At 73.7% G+C, this 22,420-nt stretch carries 23 protein-coding genes and 3 riboswitches; of the genes, 16 read left to right on the top strand and 7 right to left on the bottom strand.

What is annotated here, in order from left to right:
* Nucleotides 1–21 precede the first annotated feature (21 nt).
* A riboswitch (cobalamin riboswitch) is annotated at nucleotides 22–175 on the bottom strand.
* Between the two features lie 132 nt (nucleotides 176–307).
* Nucleotides 308–1,333, top strand: coding sequence for a type IV toxin-antitoxin system AbiEi family antitoxin domain-containing protein (locus GH747_RS00400; protein WP_149767241.1), 1,026 nt, complete (start codon nucleotides 308–310; stop codon nucleotides 1,331–1,333).
* Between the two features lie 93 nt (nucleotides 1,334–1,426).
* On the opposite strand, the gene GH747_RS21925 is transcribed toward GH747_RS00400, so the two are convergent.
* The gene (locus GH747_RS21925; protein ID WP_205602707.1) at nucleotides 1,427–2,257 is read right to left on the bottom strand and encodes a (2Fe-2S)-binding protein; all 831 of its coding nucleotides are present in this window, start codon (nucleotides 2,255–2,257) and stop codon (nucleotides 1,427–1,429) included.
* 33 nt (nucleotides 2,258–2,290) lie between these two features.
* Entirely contained in the window at nucleotides 2,291–2,881 is a 591-nt protein-coding gene (locus tag GH747_RS00410) for a metal ABC transporter ATP-binding protein (RefSeq protein WP_163695223.1), read from the bottom strand.
* 128 nt (nucleotides 2,882–3,009) lie between these two features.
* Here GH747_RS00410 and aztB point away from each other — a divergent pair, with 128 nt between their 5' ends.
* The 4 genes from aztB to aztD are packed head-to-tail and all read left to right on the top strand — an operon-like array spanning nucleotide 3,010 to nucleotide 7,189.
* Entirely contained in the window at nucleotides 3,010–3,876 is an 867-nt protein-coding gene (gene aztB, locus GH747_RS00415; protein WP_149767245.1) for a zinc ABC transporter permease AztB, read from the top strand.
* On the top strand, nucleotides 3,873–5,060 hold the full coding sequence (locus GH747_RS00420; RefSeq protein WP_149767247.1) for a hypothetical protein: 1,188 nt from the start codon (nucleotides 3,873–3,875) through the stop codon (nucleotides 5,058–5,060). Before aztB ends, GH747_RS00420 begins: the two co-directional genes overlap by 4 nt.
* Nucleotides 5,054–5,971, top strand: coding sequence for a zinc ABC transporter substrate-binding protein AztC (gene aztC, locus GH747_RS00425; protein WP_149767249.1), 918 nt, complete (start codon nucleotides 5,054–5,056; stop codon nucleotides 5,969–5,971). The genes GH747_RS00420 and aztC overlap by 7 nt, the downstream gene beginning before the upstream one ends.
* A gap of 42 nt (nucleotides 5,972–6,013) precedes the next feature.
* On the top strand, nucleotides 6,014–7,189 hold the full coding sequence (aztD, locus tag GH747_RS00430; RefSeq protein WP_228552715.1) for a zinc metallochaperone AztD: 1,176 nt from the start codon (nucleotides 6,014–6,016) through the stop codon (nucleotides 7,187–7,189).
* A gap of 65 nt (nucleotides 7,190–7,254) precedes the next feature.
* On the opposite strand, the gene GH747_RS00435 is transcribed toward aztD, so the two are convergent.
* On the bottom strand, nucleotides 7,255–7,647 hold the full coding sequence (locus GH747_RS00435; RefSeq protein WP_149767251.1) for a ribosomal maturation YjgA family protein: 393 nt from the start codon (nucleotides 7,645–7,647) through the stop codon (nucleotides 7,255–7,257).
* Nucleotides 7,648–7,657: 10 nt separating this feature from the next.
* Nucleotides 7,658–7,850: riboswitch (cobalamin riboswitch) on the top strand.
* Between the two features lie 94 nt (nucleotides 7,851–7,944).
* Between GH747_RS00435 and GH747_RS00440 the strand changes: the two genes are divergently transcribed.
* From GH747_RS00440 to GH747_RS00450, 3 genes are read left to right on the top strand one after another with little or no spacing between them, the layout of a single operon-like run.
* Nucleotides 7,945–8,784 (top strand): nitrite reductase, encoded by an 840-nt coding sequence (locus GH747_RS00440; protein WP_205602708.1) that lies wholly within the window; start codon nucleotides 7,945–7,947, stop codon nucleotides 8,782–8,784.
* Nucleotides 8,781–9,443 (top strand): precorrin-8X methylmutase, encoded by a 663-nt coding sequence (locus GH747_RS00445; protein ID WP_149767255.1) that lies wholly within the window; start codon nucleotides 8,781–8,783, stop codon nucleotides 9,441–9,443. The genes GH747_RS00440 and GH747_RS00445 overlap by 4 nt, the downstream gene beginning before the upstream one ends.
* Nucleotides 9,440–10,999, top strand: coding sequence for a precorrin-2 C(20)-methyltransferase (locus GH747_RS00450; RefSeq protein ID WP_149767256.1), 1,560 nt, complete (start codon nucleotides 9,440–9,442; stop codon nucleotides 10,997–10,999). Before GH747_RS00445 ends, GH747_RS00450 begins: the two co-directional genes overlap by 4 nt.
* 3 nt (nucleotides 11,000–11,002) lie before the next feature.
* Here the strand turns inward: GH747_RS00450 and GH747_RS00455 are convergent, their stop codons facing one another.
* The gene (locus GH747_RS00455) at nucleotides 11,003–11,593 is read right to left on the bottom strand and encodes a class I SAM-dependent methyltransferase (RefSeq protein ID WP_149767258.1); all 591 of its coding nucleotides are present in this window, start codon (nucleotides 11,591–11,593) and stop codon (nucleotides 11,003–11,005) included.
* An 86-nt stretch (nucleotides 11,594–11,679) separates the two neighbouring features.
* Here GH747_RS00455 and GH747_RS00460 point away from each other — a divergent pair, with 86 nt between their 5' ends.
* A complete protein-coding gene (locus GH747_RS00460) occupies nucleotides 11,680–11,922 on the top strand; it encodes a hypothetical protein (protein ID WP_149767260.1) in 243 nt (80 codons plus the stop codon).
* Between the two features lie 14 nt (nucleotides 11,923–11,936).
* Here the strand turns inward: GH747_RS00460 and cobM are convergent, their stop codons facing one another.
* The 3 genes from cobM to GH747_RS00475 are packed head-to-tail and all read right to left on the bottom strand — an operon-like array spanning nucleotide 11,937 to nucleotide 14,435.
* On the bottom strand, nucleotides 11,937–12,695 hold the full coding sequence (gene cobM / locus GH747_RS00465; RefSeq protein WP_149767262.1) for a precorrin-4 C(11)-methyltransferase: 759 nt from the start codon (nucleotides 12,693–12,695) through the stop codon (nucleotides 11,937–11,939).
* A complete protein-coding gene (gene cbiE, locus GH747_RS00470) occupies nucleotides 12,692–13,921 on the bottom strand; it encodes a precorrin-6y C5,15-methyltransferase (decarboxylating) subunit CbiE (RefSeq protein ID WP_149767264.1) in 1,230 nt (409 codons plus the stop codon). The genes cobM and cbiE overlap by 4 nt, the downstream gene beginning before the upstream one ends.
* A gap of 16 nt (nucleotides 13,922–13,937) precedes the next feature.
* On the bottom strand, nucleotides 13,938–14,435 hold the full coding sequence (locus tag GH747_RS00475; RefSeq protein ID WP_149767266.1) for a GNAT family N-acetyltransferase: 498 nt from the start codon (nucleotides 14,433–14,435) through the stop codon (nucleotides 13,938–13,940).
* Nucleotides 14,436–14,486: 51 nt separating this feature from the next.
* Nucleotides 14,487–14,627, top strand: a riboswitch (cobalamin riboswitch).
* A gap of 48 nt (nucleotides 14,628–14,675) precedes the next feature.
* Here GH747_RS00475 and GH747_RS00480 point away from each other — a divergent pair.
* The 7 genes from GH747_RS00480 (at nucleotide 14,676) to GH747_RS00510 (ending at nucleotide 22,414) form a co-directional block, all read left to right on the top strand.
* Nucleotides 14,676–16,760, top strand: a complete 2,085-nt coding sequence (locus GH747_RS00480) for a magnesium chelatase subunit D family protein (RefSeq protein ID WP_149767268.1) — start codon at nucleotides 14,676–14,678, stop codon at nucleotides 16,758–16,760.
* Nucleotides 16,760–17,374 carry a cob(I)yrinic acid a,c-diamide adenosyltransferase gene (gene cobO / locus GH747_RS00485; RefSeq protein WP_149767270.1) on the top strand — a complete coding sequence of 205 codons (615 nt, stop codon included), beginning with the start codon at nucleotides 16,760–16,762 and terminating at the stop codon, nucleotides 17,372–17,374. The genes GH747_RS00480 and cobO overlap by 1 nt, the downstream gene beginning before the upstream one ends.
* A gap of 26 nt (nucleotides 17,375–17,400) precedes the next feature.
* Nucleotides 17,401–19,866, top strand: a complete 2,466-nt coding sequence (locus GH747_RS00490; RefSeq protein WP_149768612.1) for a bifunctional hydrogenobyrinic acid a,c-diamide synthase/histidinol phosphate aminotransferase CobBC — start codon at nucleotides 17,401–17,403, stop codon at nucleotides 19,864–19,866.
* A gap of 35 nt (nucleotides 19,867–19,901) precedes the next feature.
* Nucleotides 19,902–20,243 carry a hypothetical protein gene (locus GH747_RS00495; protein ID WP_149767272.1) on the top strand — a complete coding sequence of 114 codons (342 nt, stop codon included), beginning with the start codon at nucleotides 19,902–19,904 and terminating at the stop codon, nucleotides 20,241–20,243.
* A 139-nt stretch (nucleotides 20,244–20,382) separates the two neighbouring features.
* Nucleotides 20,383–20,595, top strand: a complete 213-nt coding sequence (locus GH747_RS00500; protein WP_149767273.1) for a CbtB domain-containing protein — start codon at nucleotides 20,383–20,385, stop codon at nucleotides 20,593–20,595.
* 72 nt (nucleotides 20,596–20,667) lie between these two features.
* A complete protein-coding gene (locus tag GH747_RS00505; protein WP_149767275.1) occupies nucleotides 20,668–21,471 on the top strand; it encodes a CbtA family protein in 804 nt (267 codons plus the stop codon).
* 7 nt (nucleotides 21,472–21,478) lie between these two features.
* A complete protein-coding gene (locus GH747_RS00510; protein ID WP_149767276.1) occupies nucleotides 21,479–22,414 on the top strand; it encodes a cobalamin biosynthesis protein in 936 nt (311 codons plus the stop codon).
* Nucleotides 22,415–22,420: the final 6 nt, after the last annotated feature.

Consider the following 22,420-nt stretch of genomic DNA (forward strand, 5'->3'; position numbering starts at 1 on the left):
TCCTCGGGGTTCTCGCCCCGTCGGGTCGGACCTGCCGCGGTCAGTGTCTGGCTGTGCCGATCGCTCGCGCGCCGGCGTCACAGTGGCGGAACCGCCCCGGAGTCGCACCGGGTTCCTGGCTCCGCGGCAGGATGTGGGCACGAGCGTACCGCCACCTCTGACGAAGCCACCTCCACCTGTACGAAGCCACGGCTACAACCTGCGCTTCGTCCTAGCGCCCGTGGCTTCGTGTGGTCCAGCGGAGGTTGTCCACAGGCTTCCTGCCGATGCCGACGCGACACCGAGAGATCCCGGCAGAGTGACGGCCATGAAAGGACTGGAGCGGCTCGCTCGCATCAACGGCGGCTTCGTCACCCGCCGCGAGGTGCTGGACAGCGGCCTGTGGGACAGCGATCTGACGCGGGCGATCAGTGCCGGAGAGTGGACCACCGTACGACGCGGTGTCTACGCGCCGACGGCGTCGTACGCGCCTCTCGACTCACGAGACCGGCACCTGCTGCTGCTCCGGAGCGTGCTGGCCGAGTCCGGTCCCGACTACGTCGCCACGCATGACTCCGCAGTCGTCGCCGGCGGACTTGGCGACTACGGCCACGGGACGTACGAGCTCGACCTCGAGGTTGCGCACATTGCGCGTGTCGGGGGGACGACGAGTCGACGGACGAGCTCGATCCAGTACCACCGCGCCGCGGTCCACCCGGACGCGGCCACCGTCATCGCTGGGCTCCGATGCATCGGGGCAGCCCGGGCGATCGTCGAGACGATGCCCACGACATCGTTGGATGCCGCCACTGTCCTGGCCTCGTCATGGCTCGCATCGCGGCGCTCAGAGGTACGCCGCTCGGGCATGGTCGAGCTGTTCGACGAGGCCGAGGCCAAGCGCCACCTCCATCAGGAGGTCGCAGCACTCGGGCTACGCCGCGGCGTGAGGACGGCGCGAGCGGCCATCGACATCGCCGATGCGCGGTGCGAGAGCGTCGGCGAGGTGCGGTTCCTGGTGCTGTGCTGGGAGTACGGCTTGCCTCGACCACGGACGCAGCTCGAGGTTCCGCTCGACGGGGATCGCTACGCCGAGGTGGACTTCGCTTGGCCAGACGTGCGGCTCATCATCGAGTTCGACGGGATGCTGAAGTACGACGAGGCGCGCGCCGGCGGACGCCCTGCCAGGGTCACGGTCGGTGCGGAGAAGCGCCGCGAGCGGGCGGTGCGCGATCGCGGCTGGCACGTCGGTCGCGTCACCTGGGACGACCTCTTGCCCGCCAACCGCGAGCGGACCGCCCTCTACGTGAGGCGGGAGCTCGCCCGCGCCGCACGGCTGGCTGAGCGGGCGAGATAGCCGCTGAGGCCGAGCGCGCATCCGACGAAGCCACCTCCGCTAGTACGAAGCCACGTGGAGAAGGCGCGCTTCGTACGAGCGGAGGTGGCTTCGTCAAGATGAGGAGGGGCGGTTCGCCGGGTCAAGGACGCAGTCGCCGCAGTACCCGCCGCCCGGCACGCGGTAGTAGAGGCAGCACGACCGCCGTACGAATCTCCCCCGTACGACGTCACCGCTGCCCGCGAACGGCTCGCGGGCCAGCGCGGCCACGGCGTACGAGGCACCGGCCGGTACGAGGCCGGGACGCGTCGTGCGCAGCGCCGCGACCGCGCCGAACAGCGCCGACGTGGCGTTGCCCCGCAGGACGGTGCGCGACAGGGCGAAGCCGGTGGCGAAGCGCTCGACGAAGGTCTCGACGACCGCGCGGAGGGGGTCGGGGGTTTCGACTCGCTGCGCTCGCTCAACCAGCGGGGAAGGCGCTCGCTCAACCAGCGGGGAAGGCGCTCGCTCAACCAGCGGGGACGCCGCTCGCTCAACCAGCGGGGAAGGCGCTCGCTCGATCAGCGGGGAAGGCGCTCGCTCAACCACCTGGGACTCCGCTCGCTCGATCGCGAGGGGCCACGGGCCGGACTCGAACGGGCGCCACCACGTGGAGTCGAGGGTCAGCTGCGGTGGCCGTACGCCGAGCGCTGCCGCCCCGACCCCCGGTGAGAGCAGGCGCGCAAAGAGCCCGAGAGACACCGTCGAGGCCGCCACGCGTTCGTCCACGTCGGCGCCGGCGAGCCGCGCGAGGAAGGCCCGCGTGTAGGCAGTCCGCTCCTCGAGCGGCCCCGGTTCGAGCAGGTCGGCGAGCGGTCGCCACCCGGCCGTACCGGGGTCGTCGGGCAGGCTGTCGAGCGCGAAGTACGGCCCGAGCTCGGCAAGCGGGGCGTGGCCGTCGGGCATCGCTCTCCCTCCGTACGTCGACAGGCGGGCACGCTACCTCACGACGGTGTGCCGGACCCGAGACCGTCCGTGCAGGAGCTCGACCACGACGTCGCTGGCGTCGAGCGCGGAGTCGTCGTGGGTGGCCTGGAGAACCACGCGCCCCTCGGCGGCGATCTCGGCCAGGATCGCGAGCAGGTCCCGGCGGGTGCCGCAGTCGAGCCCTGTCGTCGGTTCGTCGAGCACGAGCACCGGGGCCTCGGTCGCGAGGGCGCGGGCGACGAGCGCCCGTTGGACCTGGCCGCCGGACAGCTCGTCGACGCGCCGGCGTGCAAGGTCGACGATCCCCAGCCGTTCCATGGCGCGGCCGACCGTCGCGCGATCGCGCCGGCGGAGGGGCCGGAGCAGCCCGCGGTGCGCCCACGTTCCCGTCGCGACCAGCCCGCCGACGGTGAGCGGGAGCCGGGCGTCGACGGCGGTGCGCTGCGGGACATACGCCAGGCGCCCCGGTCGCCACACCTCACCCCGCTCCGGTTCGCGCACGCCGCAGACGACGTCGAGCAGCGTGGTCTTTCCCGCGCCGTTGCCGCCGGCGAGCGCTGTCACCTCCCCGGCACGGGCTTCGAGGTGGGCGCCACGGAGCACGGGCCTGCCCGGATAGCCGAACCAGACGTCGCAGGCGTGCAGGTGCGAGGACGGGTTCGTACGAGTGAGCGTGTCGATGTCGACCCCCTAATGGAAATGATTCTCATTCTCATTATAGGGTTCTCGATGTGGACCTCCTCCTTGAGCCCTTCACCGTCACCTTCGTCGGGCGGGCCGCCGTCGCCGGCATGCTCGTCGCGGTCACCTGCGCCTGCGCCGGCACGTGGGTGGTGCTCCGAGGCACGGCCTTCCTCGGCGACGCGATGGCGCACGGGATGCTGCCCGGCGTCGCGGTCGCCGCGCTCGTCGGCGCGCCGCTCCATCTCGGAGCGGCGGCGGCGGCGGCCACGATGGCGCTGGGGGTCACCGGGCTCCGGCGCCACCCGAGGCTCGGCGGAGACACCGCGGTCGGCCTGCTCCTCGTCGGCATGCTCGCGCTGGGCGTGATCGTCGTGTCCGCGTCGCCGTCGTTCGCGGTCGACCTGACGGCGTACCTGTTCGGCGACGTCCTCGGCGTCCGACCCGGCGAGCTCGTGCTGCTCGCCGTGGTCGCCGCGGTCACCATCGCGGTGACCGCCGTCGGGCACCGCGCGTTCCTTCTCGCAGCCGTCGACGAGCGCATCGCCCGGACGACCGGTCTGCACCCCCGTGCCGCACAAGCAGCACTGCTCGGCCTCCTGACCGCGGCCATCGTCGCGTCGTTCAGCGTCGTGGGCACGCTTCTCGTGCTCGGGATGCTCGTCGCTCCCCCGGCCGCGGCGGTCCTGTGGACCTCACGTGTCGTCACTGCCATGACGCTCGCGGCCGCGCTCGGGTGTGCCGCCGTGGTCATCGGGCTGCTCGTCTCCTGGCACGCCTCGACAGCCGCCGGCGCGACGGTCGCCGCCACCGCCGTCGCCCTCTTCGCCGTCTCGCTCCTCGCCTCGCTCGTCCGTGACCGACGCGCCGCGACGACCGCAGCCCCGTCATCGATCGAAGGGACCGTTCCCGCATGAGAACCCGTACGGCAGCAGCCGCGCTCGCCCTCGCACTCGCGCTCACCTCCTGCGCCACCGACCCGCCGGGCGCCGTAACCCCGCCGGAGTCCGGTCATGGCGAGGCCGAGGGCGCAACCGAGGAGGCGGAGGCCCAGCACCGGGTCGTCGTCGCGGAGCCGGGCGGCGACCTCGCCGTGATCGACCTGCTGGACGAGTCGGTCGAGATCGTCACCGCAGGGGCCGCCGTGCGAGGCCTGACGACCGACGGCAGGTTCGCCTACGCACGGACCGACGACGGCCTGTCGGTCGTCGACGCCGGGACCTGGACGTGGCCGCACGGCGACCACAACCACTACTACCGCGGAGCGGTCCAGGACCTCGGACGGCACGACCTGGGCGACGGGCACGTCGACGGCGCCTTCGGGCTGCCGACGGTCGCGTTCGACGACGACACCGGAACCGCGGTCGTCGTCGACCGGGCGCCGCTCGAGGAAGGCGAGGTCTCCGTGTCCGAGCCGATCGGCCGGGGGCCCACCCACCACGGCTTCGCGCTCGCTCTCGGTGACCGGGTGCTCGTGTCGACGACCAGCGGGGACGAGCTGCCCGACGGCATCACGTCGTACGACCTCGCCGGCCGTAGCGGCACCGCGCTCGACCTCCCGTGCACCGACCTCCACGGCGCTGCCCGCGTGGGTGAGCAGATCGTCGTCGGGTGCGACTCCGGCGCCCTGGTCGTCGACGGGGTGCGCGCGGACCTCGTTCCGTACCCCCAGGGGACCCCGGCCGAGGAACGCGCCTGGTCCTTCGCGCACCGTCCGCGCAGCACCGAGCTCGCGGCCGTACGAGGCTCGGCGGGTGCCTGGTCGCTCGACGTCGCCGACCGCCGGTGGACCAGGGTCGACTCCCCAGGAGCTGTCGCCGCCACCGCCCTCGGCGCCGGCGCCGGCACGCTGACGCTCGACGCCGGAGGCACCGTGCGGCACTTCGACAACGACGGCGTCGAGGTCGCCGCGAATCCGCTGCTCGATCGCGTCGATCCGTTGCATGCTCCGACGATCGCGGTCGACGCCGCGCGGGCCTACGTCAACGACGCCGCCCGCGGCGTCGTCCACGAGATCGACTGGGCCGACGGCCTGCGTGTGGCGCGCGCGCTCGGGACCGGCGACGTGTCCCCGACGTACCTCGTGGAGACGGGATGGTGAGGCGTCTCGCGGTCCTCGTGGCCGCAATCATCAGCGCCGTCGCCTCACTGACCGCGTGCGGCGCGGTGACCCGCGACGCAGGCCCGACCGTCGTCGTGACGACCAACATCCTCGGCGACGTCGTCTCCGAGGTCGTCGGTGACGAGGCGGAGGTGGTGGTCCTCATGCCACCGGCGGCGGACCCGCACTCGTTCGAGATCTCCGCTCGCACGGCGGCGACGGTCGAAGGTGCGGACCTCGTCGTGTCGAACGGGCTCGGGCTCGAGGAGGGCATCCAGAACACCGTCGACGCCGCGGCGGATGCCGGCGTCGCGGTGCTCCCGGTGGCCGAGCGGACCGACCCGCTGCCCTACGCCGCCGGCGACTCCGCCGGTCAACATGATCCACACTTCTGGACGGACCCGGTCCGGGTCCGCACGGCCGTACGCCTCGTCGCCGACCAGGTCACCGCGCACGTGCCCGGCGTGGACGCGACCGTGATCGCGCGACAGGCGGCCTCGTACGAGCGGGAGCTGGACGCGCTCGACGCCGAGATGCGGACCGCGTTCGGCGCGATCCCGGCCGACCGCCGCAACCTCGTGACGAACCACCACGTGCTCGGCTACCTCGCGGACCGGTACGGCTTCGAGGTCGTCGGCGCGGTGATCCCGAGCGGCACGACTCTCGCCTCCCCGAGCGCGGCCGATCTCGACGACCTCGCGACCACGGTCCGGCGCACCGGCGTACCCGCGGTGTTCGCCGACTCGTCACAGCCGGACCGCCTCGCCCAGGTGCTCGCCGAGACGGCGCGCATCGACGTCGAGGTGGTGCCGCTCTACTCCGAGTCCCTCACCGCCGACGGCGAGGCCTCCACCTATCTCGGGATGATGCGCGCCAACGCCGCCGCCATCGCCCGTGGACTCACCCCCTGATCGCGGCCGAACCCGGCCGACACCACCACGGAAGGAACACTCGTGCGCACACCACGCATGGCTCTCGTCCCGCTCGCCCTGACTGGGGCACTGATCCTCGCCGCCTGCGGCAGCGAGACCGACGACGGCGCAGCAGCGGACTCAGGCTCCGAGAAGCACGTCTCCGCGCCACTCGTCACGACGTACGACGGCGGGCTGCTCGTGCTCGACGGCTCGACGCTGGACGTCGTCGAGGACATCCCGCTCGACGGCTTCAACCGGGTCAACCCCGCCGGCACCGACGAGCACGTGCTCGTGTCCACAGCAGACGGATTCCGTGTGCTCGACGCAGCCGCAGGCGAGCTGACCGATGTCACGTTCGCCGCCGACACGCCAGGCCACGTCGTCCGTCACGCCGACCGCGCGGTGCTGTTCGCCGACGGGACGGGCGAGATCACCGTCTTCGACCCGCACGACCTCGAGGGCGGCGAGCTCCCCGAGACGGAGACCCACCAGACCCCCGAGGCACACCACGGCGTCGCCGTCCAGCTCGAGGACGGGCACCTGCTGACGACGCTCGGCAACCCCGACACCCGGGTCGGTGCCCGCGTCGTCGACGCCGACGGCACGGAGGTCGCCCGGGCGGAGAGCTGCCCCGGGGTCCACGGCGAGGCCACCGCCGAGGGTGAGGTCGTCGTGCTGGGGTGTGAGGACGGAATCCTGAAGTACGCCGACGGCGAGTTCACCAAGATCGCCAGCCCCACGCCGTACGGGCGGATCGGCAACCAGGCAGGCTCGGACCACTCGCCGATCGTGCTCGGCGACTACAAGTCGGACCCCGACGCCGAGCGCGAGCAGCCCACGCGCGTGTCGCTGATCGACACCCGCACCGACGCGCTCCAGCTGGTCGACCTGCCCGCGAGCTACACGTTCCGGTCTCTCGGCCGTGGACCGGACGGCGAGGCGCTCGTGCTCGGCACCGACGGCAAGCTCCACGTCATCGACCCGGAGTCGGCCCGCATCGAGCTGTCGGTCGACGTCATCGCCGAGCCGTGGACGGAGCCGTTGGACTGGCAGCAGCCGCGCCCGACCCTCTTCGTCCGCGATCACACGGCGTACGTGAGCGATCCGGCGGCGAAGGAGATCCACGCCGTCGACCTCACGTCGTGGGAGGTCACGGCGACGGGCGAGCTCGACGTCACGCCGAACGAGCTGAGCGGCACGGTGCACGCGCACTGATCCGCACCACCCGTACGACGGCCGGACTGCCCGCGGAGACCTCGGGGGTCCGGCCGTCGCGCGGGTCAGGCGCTCGGGTCGGTCCCCCGGCTCCCTGCCCGAGCGACGACCGCGCACAGCACGCCGCCGAGCGCCGCACCCACGGCGTACCGCAGCAGGTCCTGTGCCCAGAACGTCGTCCCGAGCACGAGCCGGACTGGTGGCCAGCGGTCGGCGAGCGCAGCCGGGACGCCGGTGAGCTGGAAGAGCTCGACGGCCACGCACACCGCGAAGCCGACGGCCACGGCGACCGGCGGCGAGGTGCGCGGCCGCAGCACCACGACGAGCAGGACGACCAGCGTCGCGTAGAGCGCGTCCCCGACCGGGCCGCCGACCGGAGCGGGCAGGGCGGCTCTCGCGAGGAGGCCGCCGACAACCACGCCGACGAGGGCGAAGGACGTCACGCGGCGAGAGCTCATCGGGTCGAGATGTTAGGTTCTCAGTGCCAGTCGTACCCACCTTGGGTCAGGGAATCCGGTGAGACTCCGGAGCTGACGCGCAGCGGTGAGGGTGACGGGCGTGGCACGTTGCCACTGGGCGTTTCCTCTCGCGATGGCGCCTGGGAAGGCGCCACGTCCGGGTGATCCCGAGTCCGAAGACCTGCTGGCCCTCCCGGCGACCGCCCGGAGGTCGCCGCCGGATCCCGCGCTACGGGTCCCTGACCTCGAGAGACACCCGTGACGACGTCCCGCTCCTACCCTGATCGATGCCCCGGCGTGCTGCGCCCGTGGCTGGCCGAGGACGGCGCGATCGTGCGCGTGAGGGTGCCGGGCGGCAAGGTCGGTACGACGGCGCTGGGCGCGCTGCTCGACGTGGCCGAGCGCTGGGGCGACGGCAAGGTCCTCCTGACGTCCCGCGCGAACCTGCAGCTGCGCGCGCTCCCGACCGTCGGCGACCAGGTGCCGGGCGACGTGGTCGCGGCGATCGAGGCCGCGGGCCTGCTGCCCAGCCGGTCCCACGAGCGGATCCGCAACGTGGTGGTCTCTCCCCTGACGGGACGGCTCGGCGGGCTGGCCGACCTCCGCCCGGCCGTACGCGCGCTCGACGCGGTGCTCACCGCCGACCCCGCGCTCGCCGCACTTCCCGGACGGTTCCTCTTCGTGCTCGACGACGGGGGCGGTGACGTCGTCGACCGCCCGCTCGACCTCGGCCTGATGGCCATCGACGCCGAGCGGGCCCAGCTCCGTACAGGGTCCGACGTCTGGGGACCTGTCGTCCCGCTCGACGAGTCCGCCGACGCCGTGGCCGACCTCGCCCGCGCGTTCCTCGACCACCGTGGCGACGGCGAGGACGCGTGGTGGCACGTCGACGAGCTGCACCACGCCGGGGGACGGCTCCTCGACCCGTGGCCTCGCGAGGCGTCGCACCGGACGACCCCGCCACCGCCGTACGGGTTGCTCGGCCAGGACGACGGGCGCACCGCGGTGCACGTCGCCGTCCCCGAAGGCCTGCTGACCCGCGACCTCTTCGGCACGCTCGAGGCGTCCGGCGCGGGCACGCTCGTCGTCACGCCGTGGCGAAGCATCGTCGCCGTCGACCTGGAGACCTCGTCATGACCTTCGCCCCACCGACCCGCCGCTACACCTACGAGGGCGACGGCGCGTCGATCTACGTCGACTCGTTCGCGACGATCCGGCGCGAGAGCGACCTCGCGCACGTGCCGGCGGACGCGGAGAAGGTCGCCGTGCGGATGATCCACGCCTGCGGACAGACCGACCTCGCGCGCGACCTCGTGATCCATCCAGGCCTCGTCGCGGCAGCGCGTACGGCGTTGCAGTCCGGGGCGCCGATCCTCACCGACGCGCACATGGTCGCCTCCGGGGTGACTCGCGCACGGCTGCCGCAGGACAACGACGTGGTGTGCACGCTGCGTGACGCCACGGTGCCGGACCTGGCTGCGGAGTGGGGTACGACGCGGTCGGCCGCCGCCGTCTCGCTGTGGGGCGAGCGGCTCGACGGCGCCGTCGTCGCGATCGGCAACGCCCCGACCGCGCTGTTCCACCTGCTCGAGATGCTCGTCGACGGCGCACCGCGGCCCGCCGCGATCATCGGCGTCCCGGTCGGGTTCGTCGGTGCAGCGGAGTCGAAGGAGGCGCTGGTCTCGCTCGCAGCCGAGCACGGGATCGACGTGCCGTACCTCGTCGTACGCGGCCGCCGCGGCGGCTCGGCCATGGCCGCGTCCGCGCTGAACGCCCTCGCCCAGGAGCGCGAGTGAGCACCGGGCGGCTGTACGGCGTCGGGCTCGGCCCGGGCGATCCCGAGCTGGTGACGCTGAAGGCGGCACGGCTGGTCGGCGCCGCGGACGTGATCGCCTACCACCAAGGGGTCGGCAAGCGTTCGAACGCGCGACGCATCGCGGACGGCCTGATTACCCCCGGCACGGTCGAGGAGGTCCTCGAGTATCCGGTCACGACGGGCACGACCGACCACCCGGGCGGCTACGCGGGCGCGATGGCGGACTTCTACGCCACGTGCGCCGAGCGGGTCGGGGCACACCTCGACGCGGGTCGCGACGTGGTCGTGCTCGCCGAGGGCGATCCGCTGTTCTACGGGTCGTTCATGTATCTGCACGACCGGCTCTCCGGGGCGTACGAGACCGAGATCGTGCCCGGCGTGCCGGCGTTCGCCGCGGCCAGCGCGGCCGCCGCGACCCCGCTCGTCCGTCAGACGGACGTGCTCACCGTGCTCCCGGGGACGCTGCCCGAGGCCGAGCTCGCACGCCGCCTCGCCGACACCGACGGCGCGATCATCATGAAGCTCGGGCGCCGCTTCCCTGCCGTCCGCTCGGCGCTCGCGCAGGCGGGACGGCTCGACGGCGCGGTGTACGTCGAGCGGGCGTCGATGACCGAGCAGCGCTGGCTCCCCGTCGCCGAGGTCGATGCGGCCACGGTCCCGTACTTCTCGCTGATCGTCGTGCCGGGCGACACGCGCGAGGGCGTGCGCCGGTACGACGCGAAGCCCGCCGTCGGTGCGTCAGCGTCCACCGCAAGCGCGCCGGTGGACGCTGAGGCACCGACGGGGGGCGGCCGTACGACCTCGCCGGCCGAGCTGCTCGTCGTCGGGCTCGGCCCCGGCCCCGACGCGTGGCTGACCCCCGAGGCGTCGGCGGCGCTGGCGGAGGTGGACCACGTCGTCGGGTACGCGCCGTACGTCAACCGCGTCCCGCAGCGCGAGGGCCTGCGGCGGCACGCGTCCGGCAACACCGTCGAGGTGGACCGGGCCCGGCTCGCGCTCGATCTCGCGGTCAAGGGCGAGCGCGTGGCGGTCGTCTCCGGGGGCGACGCGGGGGTGTTCGGGATGGCGTCGGCGGTCTTCGAGGCGGCGGAGGATCCCGTGTACGACGAGGTGGAGGTCCGCGTCCTGCCGGGGGTGTCTGCGGTGCAGGCTGTCGCGGCGCGGGCCGGTGCGCCGATCGGTGCGGACTTCGCCGTGATGAGCCTGTCGGACCGGCTCAAGCCCTGGGCGGTGGTCGAGCGGCGGCTGCGTGCGGTCGCCGACGCGGACCTCGTGCTCGCGGTCTACAACCCAGCGTCGCGGTCGCGCCGCGAGCAGGTCGCCCGGATGCGCGAGGTGCTGCTCGAGCACCGCGACGCCGGGACCGCCGTGGTTGTCGGACGCGACGTGGGGCGCGCACAGGAGTCGTTGACCGTCACCACGCTCGGCGCGCTCGACCCGGACACGATCGACATGTTGTGCCTGGTGATCGTCGGGGCGTCGTCGACCCGCGTCACCCGAGGGCGCGCGTGGACCCCGCGGTACGTCGAGGGCTGACGATCACTCCGGCACGCGCAGCAGCGTGACGGCGAAGTCGGAGGACGGCTCGTACGGCACGAGGTCCCAGGTCGCGAACCGCTGCTCGACGAGCAGTCCCACAGCCGCGAGGTCCGCGTCGAGGGCAGCCACGCCGTACGGGTTGTCGGTGCGGAAGCCGAGCACGATGCGCCCTCCGGGGCGTACGTGCGCTCGCAGGCGTTCGAGCACCGCCCGCTCCGACCCCGGCGCGACGAACACCATCACGTTGCCCGCGCACACCGCGAGGTCGAACGGCTCACCGCCCAGGTCGAGCGTCGCGAGGTCGCCGACCGTCCACGCGGGGCCGGGGTGGTCCTCCTCGGCCGCCGCGATCAGCGCCGGGTCGACGTCGACGCCGACGACGTCGTGCCCCGCGGCGTGCAGGCGCGCGCCGACGCGGCCGGGACCGCACCCGGCGTCGAGGATCCGCGAGCCCGGCGGCACGAGGGCGTCCACGAGCCGCGCCTCACCGCCGAGATCTGCGCCCTCGCGCTCCATCGTGCGGAAGCGCTCGATGTACCACTGCGAGTGCCCGTCCTTCGTGTCGGTGAACCAGCGCGGGGTCGAGGTCATGCCTCCATCCTGCCTCGCTCGGTCACGGCACCGGTACGCTGCCGGCACACGCCGCCACCGGGGCGACGCCGGACGACGAGGTCTCCGTGTTCGAACAGGTGGGGTACACCGAGGCCTCGATGATCCTAGGCGTCCTCGCCCCGTGGTTCCTCGCGATCGTGCTCGCCGCGCGCCTGCTGGTCGACCGCGTCACCGCGGTGCGGGTCGTCCTGATGGTCGTCGTGGTTCTCGGCGGGTTCTGGATCGGGCTCGTCTATCTCGCGGGGTACGCGATCGTCCGCCCGCGGCGACGCCAGAAGGCCCCTCCCTCCGACACGCCGGTGCGCTGATCGCGCGCAGGCGACTAGCGTCGCTTCGCGCTGCGGTCTCGCTCGGCGTCGTACAGGTACGACTCCGCACCCCGTACGTCCTCCGCGAGCGCCCGCCCGACGAGGATGACAGCGGCCTGACGCAAGCCGGCTGACTCGACCTGGTCCGCGATGTCGCCGAGCGTGCCGCGCAGCACGACCTCCCGCGGCTGTGACGCGTTCGCGACGACGGCGACCGGGCAGTCCGCCCCGTACGACGCCGCGAGCTCGGCGGCCAGCTCTCGCGTACGGGTGATCGCGAGGTGCAGCGCGAGCGTCGCGCCGGTCGCGGCGAACGCGGCGAGCGACTCCCCCGCGGGCATCGCCGTCGACCGCGCCTGCGTCCGGGTGAGCACGACCGACTGCACCACCTCGGGCACCGTCAGCTCGGCACCGAGCCGCGCGGCCGCGGCGGCGTACGCGGGCACGCCGGGCGTCACGTCCCACGGCACCCCGTGCGCGTCGAGGCGTCGCGCCTGCTCGTGGACCGCGGAGTACAGCGACGGGTCACCGGAGCAGAGCCGTACGACCTCCAGCCCGGCGGCGTGCGCGTCGACGAGCTCAGCGGTGATCCGGTCGAGGTCGAGGTCCTGGGTGTCGACGAGCCGGGCGCCGTCGCGGCACGAGGCGAGCACCTCTGCGTCGAGGTACGTGCCGGCGTACACGACGACGTCGGCACGCTCCAGAAGGCGCACGGCGCGCACGGTGAGCAGGTCGGCGGCACCGGGTCCGGCTCCGACGAAGTGGACGGTCATGAGGACTCCGCGTCGTGATGGCCCTTCGTCACGGCCCACTGCACCACGGCGCGCGCGGGCGTCCACCCGGTGAAGCCGCCGATCGGCTCCGCGTGCTCGACCTGCAGCCGCGTGAGCTCGCCGCCGTGCTCGCCGAACCACCGCGCAAGCAACGCCTCCGTCTCCAGCGTCACTCCGTGCGCGACCAGCCGGCCCCCTGGTCGGAGCGCGTCCCAGCACGCCTCGAGCACACCGGGACGGGTCGCGCCCCCGCCGACGAACACCGCGTCCGGTCGGACGAGATCGGCGAGCGCGCCCGGTGCGGCGCCCTCCACCACGCCGAGCGCGGGGACGCCGAGACGAGCCGCATTGCGCCGGATCCGGGCTGCGCGCTCCGGATCGCGTTCGACGGCGATCGCTCGGGCGGACGGATGCGCCCGCAACCACTCGATGCCGACCGACCCGGCTCCGGCGCCGACGTCCCACAGCAGCGCCTCCGGCAGCGGCACCAGCCGAGCCAGGGCCGACGCCCGCAGGTCGCGCTTGGTGAGCTGGCCGTCGTGCTCGAACGCGTCGTCGGGGAGACCGCCGACGAGGGCGAGCGGGGCGACGTCGTACGGCGCGGCGCAGCTGATCGCGATGACGTTGAGCCGCGGTGACTCCCGGTCACCCCAGGTCTGGGCGGCACCATCGACCCGGGCCTCGGACGGGCCTCCGAGATCGGCGAGGACCGTCATCGCCGACGTGCCGTAACCGGCCTCGACGAGCAGCGACGCGACCACGGCGGGCGTGCGCTCGTCCGACGAGAGGACGAGCAGGCGCCGTCCCGGACCGAGCCAGCGCAGCACGAGGTGCGGGTCGCGCCCGACGAGCGAGACGACGTCGGTGGTCTCGGCCGACCAGCGCATGCGGGCCCGCGCGAGCGCGATCGACGACACGGCCGGCACGACCTCGACGGCTTCGGCACCGAGCAGCGCCACCAGCGTCGTACCGATGCCCGAGACCATCGGGTCGCCCGACGCCAGCGCCACGACGGTCGTCCCTTCGAGGTCGTCCAGCAGCGGCACGAGCCCGTCACGCAGCGGCGACGGCCACGCCCGGCGTACCTGCCCGTCGACGTTCGGCAGGAGGTCCAGCTGGCGCGATCCGCCGAGCACGACGTCGGCGGCGCGCACGCGATCACGCGCGGGCTCGGACAGCCCGTCCCACCCGTCGGCGCCGATGCCGACCACGCACACCCTGGTCATGGCTGGTCACGGTACGTCACGCCTGACCGACGTCCTTCACGTACCGGCGGCACGGCACACCGAACCGTCCGCCGGCGACCTCCGCCTCGTACACGAAACCACCGTCGTCGGCCCACCCCGACCGCTCGTAGAAGCGGCGCGCCCGCGCATTGCCGGGAGCCACCGCCAGCCACGCCGTGGGGTGACCGGCCCCGGCGACCCGCCGCTCGGCCTCCGCGAGCAGCGACGGCGCGACGTCGCGCCCGCGGAACGCCCGGTCGACGTACACCTGCTCGACCTCGTCACCGACGACGATGACGAAGCCCGCCACGACGCCGTCGACCTCCGCGACGGTCGTGTCCGCGACGCGCGCCAGCGCCCGCTCCTCGAAGGACGCGCGAGACCGCGCCGCCACGAGCGCCTCCGGGACCTGGCCGAGGTGCCCGTCTCCCCAGCCCTCGTGCCAGATCGCCGCGACCACCGCGGAATCGTCCGTGCGGGCGGGGCGCAGGTCCGGGTGCGCGGGGGTGCTCATGGTCGTCAGGTTAAGTCACCCGTGACGGCGAGCCCGCCGCCCTCGGTTAGTCTGGCGGCCCAGGCTCGAGGTGCCCCTCAGAGGGAGAATCGGGAAGCCGGTGAGAATCCGGCACAGGCCCGCTGCGGTGACCGTGGCGCGAGCGATCGCGACCACGGAAGTCCGAAGACCGGCCTCGCGCCTGCCGGTGCCCGCAATCCCGCGGGCATCGACCGTTGGCACAGAGCGCGGGAGCCCCTCATGCCACAGCAGTACCCCTTCAGTGCTGTCGTCGGATCCGGCACAGCGTCCGATCTCGACGGCATGGCGCTCGCGCTGGTCCTCACGACGATCTCCCCCGGCGTCGGCGGCGTCCTCGTCCGCGGCGAGAAGGGCACGGCGAAGTCGACCGCCGTACGCGCCCTCGCCGCCGTGCTGCCCCCGATCGACGTCGTCGCGGGTGACCGCTTCTCCTCCGATCCCGCGGAACCCGCACCGTTGTCGCCGGACGGGCCGTTCGCCGCAGACGCAGCCGTCGAGACCCGCCCTGTGCGCCTCGTCGAGCTTCCCGTCGGTGCGACCGAGGACCGCGTGCTCGGCTCGATCGACCTCCAGAAGGCGCTCGGTGAGGGGACCGCCGCGTACGGGCCCGGGCTGCTCGCCCGCGCACACCGCGGGATCCTCTACGTCGACGAGGTCAACCTGCTCCACGACCACCTGGTCGACGTGCTGCTCGACGCGGCCGCGATGGGACGCGTGACCGTCGAGCGCGACGGCGTCTCGGTCGAGCACGCTGCGCGGTTCGTCCTCGTCGGCACCATGAACCCCGAGGAGGGCGAGCTCCGCCCGCAGCTCCTCGATCGCTTCGGGCTCACGGTCGAGGTCGCCGCACCACGCGATCCCGCGGTGCGGGTCGAGGTCGTACGGCGTCGGCTGGCGTTCGACGCGGATCCGACGGCGTTCGCGGCACGGTACGCCGACGCGGAGGCCGCGCTGACGGCCCGGATCCGCGCAGCGCAGGCACGCGTCGCGGAGGTGGTCCTCGACGACGCCGCGCTGCTCACCATCGCCGAGGTGTGCGCCGCGTTCGACGTCGACGGGATGCGCGCCGACATCGTCACAGCCCGGACGGCGGTGGCTCACGCCGCGTGGCAGGGCCGCGACCGCGTGACGGCTGACGACATCCGCGTCGCCGCCCGGCTCGCACTGCCGCACCGGCGGCGGCGCAACCCGTTCGACGCACCGGGGCTCGACGAGGACCTGCTGGATGAGGTGCTGGGCGAGGGGCAGCCTGAGCCGCCGGAGGATCCGGGGCCGGAGGACGACGGTCCGGGTGGTGGCGCCGATCCCGAGGGTGGTTTCGACTCGCAAGCTCGCTCAACCAGCGGGGAGCCGGACCCGACCAGCGGGGAGCCGGACCCGACCGCCGGGGAGCCAGACTCGACCAGCGGGGAGCCGGACCCAACCAGCGGGGAGCCGGCCCCCGCCACCGCCGGCGGGTCGGTGACCTCGACGATCGGCGCGGGCACCCCGTACCGGGCCCGCCTCTTCTCCGTCGCCGGCACGGGTACCGGGGACGCAGGCCGCCGCTCCCGCGCGATCACCCGGACCGGCCGCCAGGTCGGCTCCCGCACCCCTGACGGCGAGCCCGGCAGTCTCCACCTGCCGGACACGATCCGCGCTGCCGCGCCGCACCAGCACGCACGCACCCGCCGCGGCACCGCGCTCACGCTCGCGCCGGCCGACCTCCGTATCGCGGTCAAGGAAGGCCGCGAGTCCAACCTCGTGCTCCTGTGCGTGGACGCCTCCGGGTCGATGTCCGCGCGGCGGCGCATGGAGCAGGTGAAGACGGCGGTGCTGTCCCTGCTTCTCGATGCGTACCAGCGCCGGGACAAGGTCGGGCTCGTGACGTTCCGCGGCCACGCGGCGACCGTCGCGCTGCCACCCACCTCGTCGGTCGAGGTCGCGGCGCGCCGGCTCGAGGAGCTGCCGGCGGGAGGGCGTACGCCGCTCGCTGAAGGCCTGCTCCAGGCCGCCGAGGTGCTGCGCGTCGAGCGGCTGCGCGACCCACGCCGCCGCCCGCTGCTCGTCGTGGTCACCGACGGGCGCGCCACCGCCGGCGCGGGTGCACGGCAGCGCGCCGCCCAGGCTGCGGCGTACCTCGCCGGCACCGGCGTCGCCAGCGTCGTGGTCGACTGCGAGACGGGCCGCTTCACGATGGGCCTCGCGCGTGAGCTGGCGCGTACCCTCGGCGCCGAGCACGTGCCGCTCGGCGAGGTCACCGCCGACGGGCTGACGGACGTGGTGCGATCACGACGCACCGGCCCACGCGAGGAGGTGGCCTGATGCCCCAGGGTCAGCCGAGCGCCGTCCCCGACGACGGCCTCACCACTCGCCAACGGCGCAACCGTCCCGTCCTCGCGGTCCACACCGGCGACGGGAAGGGCAAGTCGACCGCGGCCTTCGGGCTCGCCATGCGTGGCTGGAACCAGGGCTTCGACATCGGCATCTTCCAGTTCGTGAAGTCCGCGAAGTGGCGCATCGGCGAGCAGACCGTCCTCGAGACCCTCGGCGAGCTGCACACGACGACGGGCCAGGGCGGGCCCGTCGAGTGGCACAAGATGGGCGCGGGCTGGTCCTGGACCCGCAAGGCGGGCAGCGAGGACGACCATGCCCAGGCCGCGGCCGACGGCTGGCAGGAGATCAAGCGACGCTTGGCCGTCGAGCGGCACGACCTGTACGTGCTGGACGAGTTCACGTACCCGATGGCGTGGGGCTGGGTCGACGTCGACGACGTCGTCGAGACGCTCACCACGCGCCCGGGCCGCCAGCACGTGGTGGTCACCGGCCGCCGTGCCGATCCGCGTCTGCTCGCCGCCGCGGACCTCGTCACCGAGATGACGAAGGTCAAGCATCCGATGGACTCCGGCCAGAAGGGTCAGCGAGGCATCGAGTGGTGACGGACGGCTCGGCGCTGCCGAGGCTGATGATCGCGGCACCCGCCTCGGGGCACGGCAAGACCACCGTCGCGACCGGGCTGATGGCCGCGCTCGCCCGCACCGGCCTGGAGGTGTCCGGGCACAAGGTGGGTCCGGACTACATCGACCCTGGTTACCACGCGCTCGCCACGGGACGCCCGGGGCGCAACCTCGACCCGTACCTCGTCGGCGAGGACCGCGTCGCCCCGCTCCTCCTCCACGGTGCCGGCCCGCTCGACGGCCGACGCGCCGCCGATGTTGCGGTGATCGAAGGCGTGATGGGCCTGTACGACGGGCAGCTGGAGACCGACGGCTTCTCGTCGACGGCGCACGTGGCCGCGCTCACCCGGACGCCGGTCGTCCTCGTCGTCGACGTCTCGCACGCGTCGCGCACCATCGGCGCGGTGGTGCACGGCCTCGTCTCGTACGACCCGCGCGTCGAAGTCGCCGGCGTGATCCTCAACAAGGCGGGGTCGGCCCGGCACGCGGACGAGGTACGCCGCGCGATCCGCGACGTCCCCGTGCTGGGGGTCCTGCACCGCGACGCCGGGATCGAGGCGCCGTCTCGACACCTCGGTCTCGTTCCCGCCGCGGAGCGCTCCGAGGCCGCTCATTCGCTCGACGTCCTCGCGGAGCGGATCGCCACCGCCGTCGACCTCGACGCCGTGCTCCGGATCGCCCGCAGCGCCGACCCGCTCGGCGCCGAGCCGTGGCGCGCCTCGGACCACGTCGCGCCGCCCGCGACCGTGGACGGGGCTCGGCCGGTCGTGGCGATGGCCGGAGGGCGGGCGTTCACGTTCCGCTACGCCGAGACCGAGGAGCTGTTGCGGGCGGCGGGCTGCGACGTGGTGACGTTCGACCCGCTCGAGGACGCGGCGCTGCCCGACCGGACGGCCGGGATCTACCTCGGCGGGGGGTTTCCCGAGGTCCACGCGGCCGACCTCGCCGCCAACCAGCCTCTGCGGGCGGCGCTGGCCGCAGCCGTCGCCGACGGCGTACCGACCGTCGCGGAGTGCGCGGGGCTCCTCTATCTCTGCCGGGCGGTCGACAGTGCGCCGATGGTCGGGGTGGTCGACGCGGACGCGGTCATGACGCCGCGGCTGACGCTGGGCTACCGACGCGCGGTGGCGCCGTACGACTCGCTGCTCGGCCCGGCAGGGACGACGGTGACCGCGCACGAGTTCCACCGGACGACCGTCGAGCCGCACGCCGGCGCGCTGGCCGCGTGGCGCGTCGGTGACCGCGCCGTCGGGTTCGCGGGGCCGGCGCTGCACGCGTCGTACCTCCACACCCACTGGGCCGGCCACCCGGCGCTGGCGCAGGCGTTCGCCGACGCGGTCCACGGACGGGCCTCCACCGCCCGTACCTCCAGCCGCAGCGTTGGTGCCCCGGTGGTCACCGGGATCGCCGCGGCGACCACTGGCGCACCGATGCTGGAGGCGAACGGCGACCGTGTCCCCACCCCCGACCTGCGGCACCACGGCGACGTCGAGGTGCGGGACGCCGACCTCGTCGACCTCGCCGTCAACGTGTGGGACGGACCCCGTCCCCCGTGGCTGGACGACGCGCTCCGATCGAGCCTGGACGACCTGCACCACTACCCCGAGGCCCGTACGGCGGAAGCCGCTCTCGCCGCCCGCCACGGGCGTACGCCCGAGGAGGTCCTGGCCACTGCCGGTGCCGCAGAGGCGTTCGGCCTCGTCGCCCGCTTGCGCCCGTGGCGGCGGCCGGTGGTGGTGCACCCGCAGTTCACCGAGCCCGACGTCGCGCTCGCCGAGGCCGGCCGCACCGTGACCCACGTGGTGCTCGACGCGACGGGCGGCTACTCCCTCGACCCGGCGCGCGTACCCGGCGACGCCGACCTCGTCGTCGTCGGCAACCCGACGAACCCCACCAGCCGCCTCCACCCTGCAGACACGGTCCGAGCGGTCGCCCGACCCGGTCGGCTCGTGGTCGTCGACGAGGCGTTCATGGACTTCGTCCCCGGCGAGACCGCGTCGCTCGCCACCGCGCGAACAGCCGGCGTGCTCGTGATCCGCAGCCTCACCAAGCTCTGGTCGATCCCCGGGGTCCGCGCCGGGTACGTCCTCGGCGAGCCCGACGTGATCGCTGCCCTCCGCGCGGCGCAGGCGCCGTGGTCGGTGTCGACCACGGCCGGTGCGGCGATGCGTGCGTGCGCGACCGACGACGCAGCCGCCGAGGCCGGACGACGCGCGGCTACCACCGCCGCGTACCGGCAGGTCCTCACCGACGGCCTCGACGCGCTCTCGATCCCGTACGTCGCCGACCCCGCCGGGCCGTTCGTGCTCGCCCGACCCGGCGCGGGCGTGCGCGAGCAGCTGCGAGAGGCGGGCTTCGCCCTACGGCGGTGCGACACCTTCCCGGGACTCGACGCGACCTGGGTACGCATCGCCGTACGCCCGCCCGACGTCACTGCACGCCTGCTCGACACCCTCCACGAGATCGCACGCTGATCCCGACCCGCCGCCGCGCCCGCGATAATGGCGCGATGGTGCTCGAGCTCGCGTTCCTCCTCGGCGCGTTCGGCGCGCCCGTGTGTCTCGCGGTCGGTGTGGTCGGGCTGGCAGAGACCCGCGTCCCGCGGCGGCGGCGCCTCGCCCTCGCCGTACTCACCGCGGTCGCGTTCGTCGCCGTCGGCGCGCACGCTGCGGTGTGGTCGGCGGGCTGGCAGCACGTCGACACCGCGCGTGAGGCAGCGCCGTCGACGCTCGAGGACGCACTCCTCCTCACGTCGGGAGCGCTCTGCGCTGCGCTCCTGCTGGGTGCGACCTGGTGCCTCGTTCGTGCCTGGGGCTGGACTCCCGTGCGGACCCGCCCCGACTTCCGCTAGTCTCCACTCATCCACGACCGAGGAAGCCGGTGTGATTCCGGCGCAGTCGCGCTACTGTGACGCTCCCCTGGGGCGAAGCCAGACCCGACGTCGAGGACATTCCATACGACGCAGGGACGCCGCATCCCTAGGAGGAAACATGTCTCAGGCACACGTTGTCACCCCCACGCCCACGGTTCCGACGATCTCCGTACGCGAGCTCGCACCGTGGGCTCTTCTGTTCGGTCTCCTCGCCGTCCTGACGATCTTCTTCGTCAGCGCCGACCAGGGAGCGGTCTCGATCCCGGCAGGCAATGCCATCCACGAGTGGGTCCACGACGGACGCCACCTCATGGGCTTCCCCTGCCACTGATCGCCTGACCCCAGCACCTGACCGCGTCGCCCGAGGCGTCGCGGCGGCTCGCGCTACCCCGAACGGACTCTCATGACCCCCCGTACCTTCCTCGTCAACGGCCTCCTGGCCGGACTCGTCGCGGCGATCGCCGCCTTCGTGGTCGCCTACACCGTCGGCGAACCCCAGATCGACACCGCCATCGGCCTCGAGGAGGCCGCGTCGGCGACCGCCGGCGACGGGCACTCGCACGACCACGCGGAGGGCGACGAAGCCGCCCACACGCACTCGCACGGCGACGAGGGCACCTCGGTGTCGCGCGAGCACCAGGCCACCTTCGGCCTCGCAACGGCGATCCTCGCGCTGTCCCTCGCGTACGGCGGCGTGCTCGGCCTGATCGCCGCGTTCGCCACCGGTCGCCTCGGGCGACTCACGGCCGCGGGCAGTACGGCGGTGGTGTCGCTCGTCGCGTTCGTTGCCTACGCGCTGGTGCCGTTCCTCAAGTACCCCGCGACCCCGCCCGCGGTCGGCAGCGGCGACACCATCGGAGAGCGCACCGCGCTCTACTTCGGCTTCGTGCTCGTCTCCGTCGTCGTCGCGGCCGCCGCCGTCGTGCTGGCGGTGAAGCTGCTGCCCCGGCTCGGCGGCTACGGTGCGATCGTCAGCGGCGCCGCCGCGTACATCGCCGTGATGCTCGTCGCCGGCGGCCTCTTCTCGACGGTCAACGAGGTCGGCGACTTCCCGGCCGACGTGCTGTGGTTCTTCCGTCGCGACTCGCTCCTCACCGTGGCGACCACCTGGGGCGTCCTCGGGGTGGTGCTGACCGGACTGGTGCTGCGCTCGCAGAACCAGGCTGCGGCTGCCGCCTCGAAGCGTGAGGCAGCGCTGGCGCTGTGACCTCCCGATGAGCTCGCGCGCGGTCGGCATCGCCGCCGGCTTCGCCCTCGACCGGGTGTTCGGCGACCCTACGCGCCGGCACCCGGTCGCCGGGTTCGGGCGAGTCGCGGGTGCGCTGGAGCGACGCCTGTACGCCGATGGTCGCGGCGCCGGAGTCTCGTACACCGCCGTTCTCGTCGGGGGTACGGCGCTGGCCGGCGTCGCGCTCGACCGCGCGAGCCGCGGCCGGCCGGTGCTGCGCGCGGCGCTGACCGCAGCTGGGACGTGGGCTGTGCTCGGCGGCCGGTCGCTGGAGCGCGAGGCGCTTGCCGTCGCCGCCCACCTCGAGCGCGAGGACCTGCCGGCTGCCCGCCGGCGCCTCACCCATCTCGTCGGGCGGGACACGACGCAGCTCGACGCGTCCGAGGTGAGCCGCGCCGTCGTCGAGTCCGTCGCCGAGAACACCAGCGACGCCGTCGTCGCGCCCCTCGTGTGGGGTGCGGTCACCGGGTTGCCGGGCCTGCTCGCGTACCGCGCTGCCAACACGCTCGACGCCATGGTCGGCCACCGCAGCGTGCGGTACTCGCGCTTCGGCTGGGCCTCCGCCCGGCTCGACGACGTGCTGAACGTGCCGGGTTCCCGGCTGACGGCTGCACTCGCGGCGGCGCTGGCGCCGACCGTGGGCGGGCGCTCGGCCGACGCCGTACGCGCGTGGCACCGCGACGCGGCCGGGCACCCGAGTCCCAATGCCGGCCCGGTCGAGGCGGCGTTCGCAGGCGCGCTCGGGGTACGGCTCGGCGGGGTCAACCGCTACGGCGACCGGGTCGAGGACCGGCACGTGCTCGGCGACGGTCGCGCGGCCGCGGTCGACGACGTGGCACGGGCAGCTCGGTTGGCACGGTGGGTCGACGTCGCGGCCTGCGTCGTGGCGGTCGCGTTCGCGGCCCGCGCCGTCTCCCGCTGATCGAGT

Origin of the sequence: Mumia xiangluensis (assembly GCF_010994095.1) — a bacterium.
Taxonomy (GTDB): Bacteria; Actinomycetota; Actinomycetes; order Propionibacteriales; family Nocardioidaceae; genus Mumia; species Mumia xiangluensis.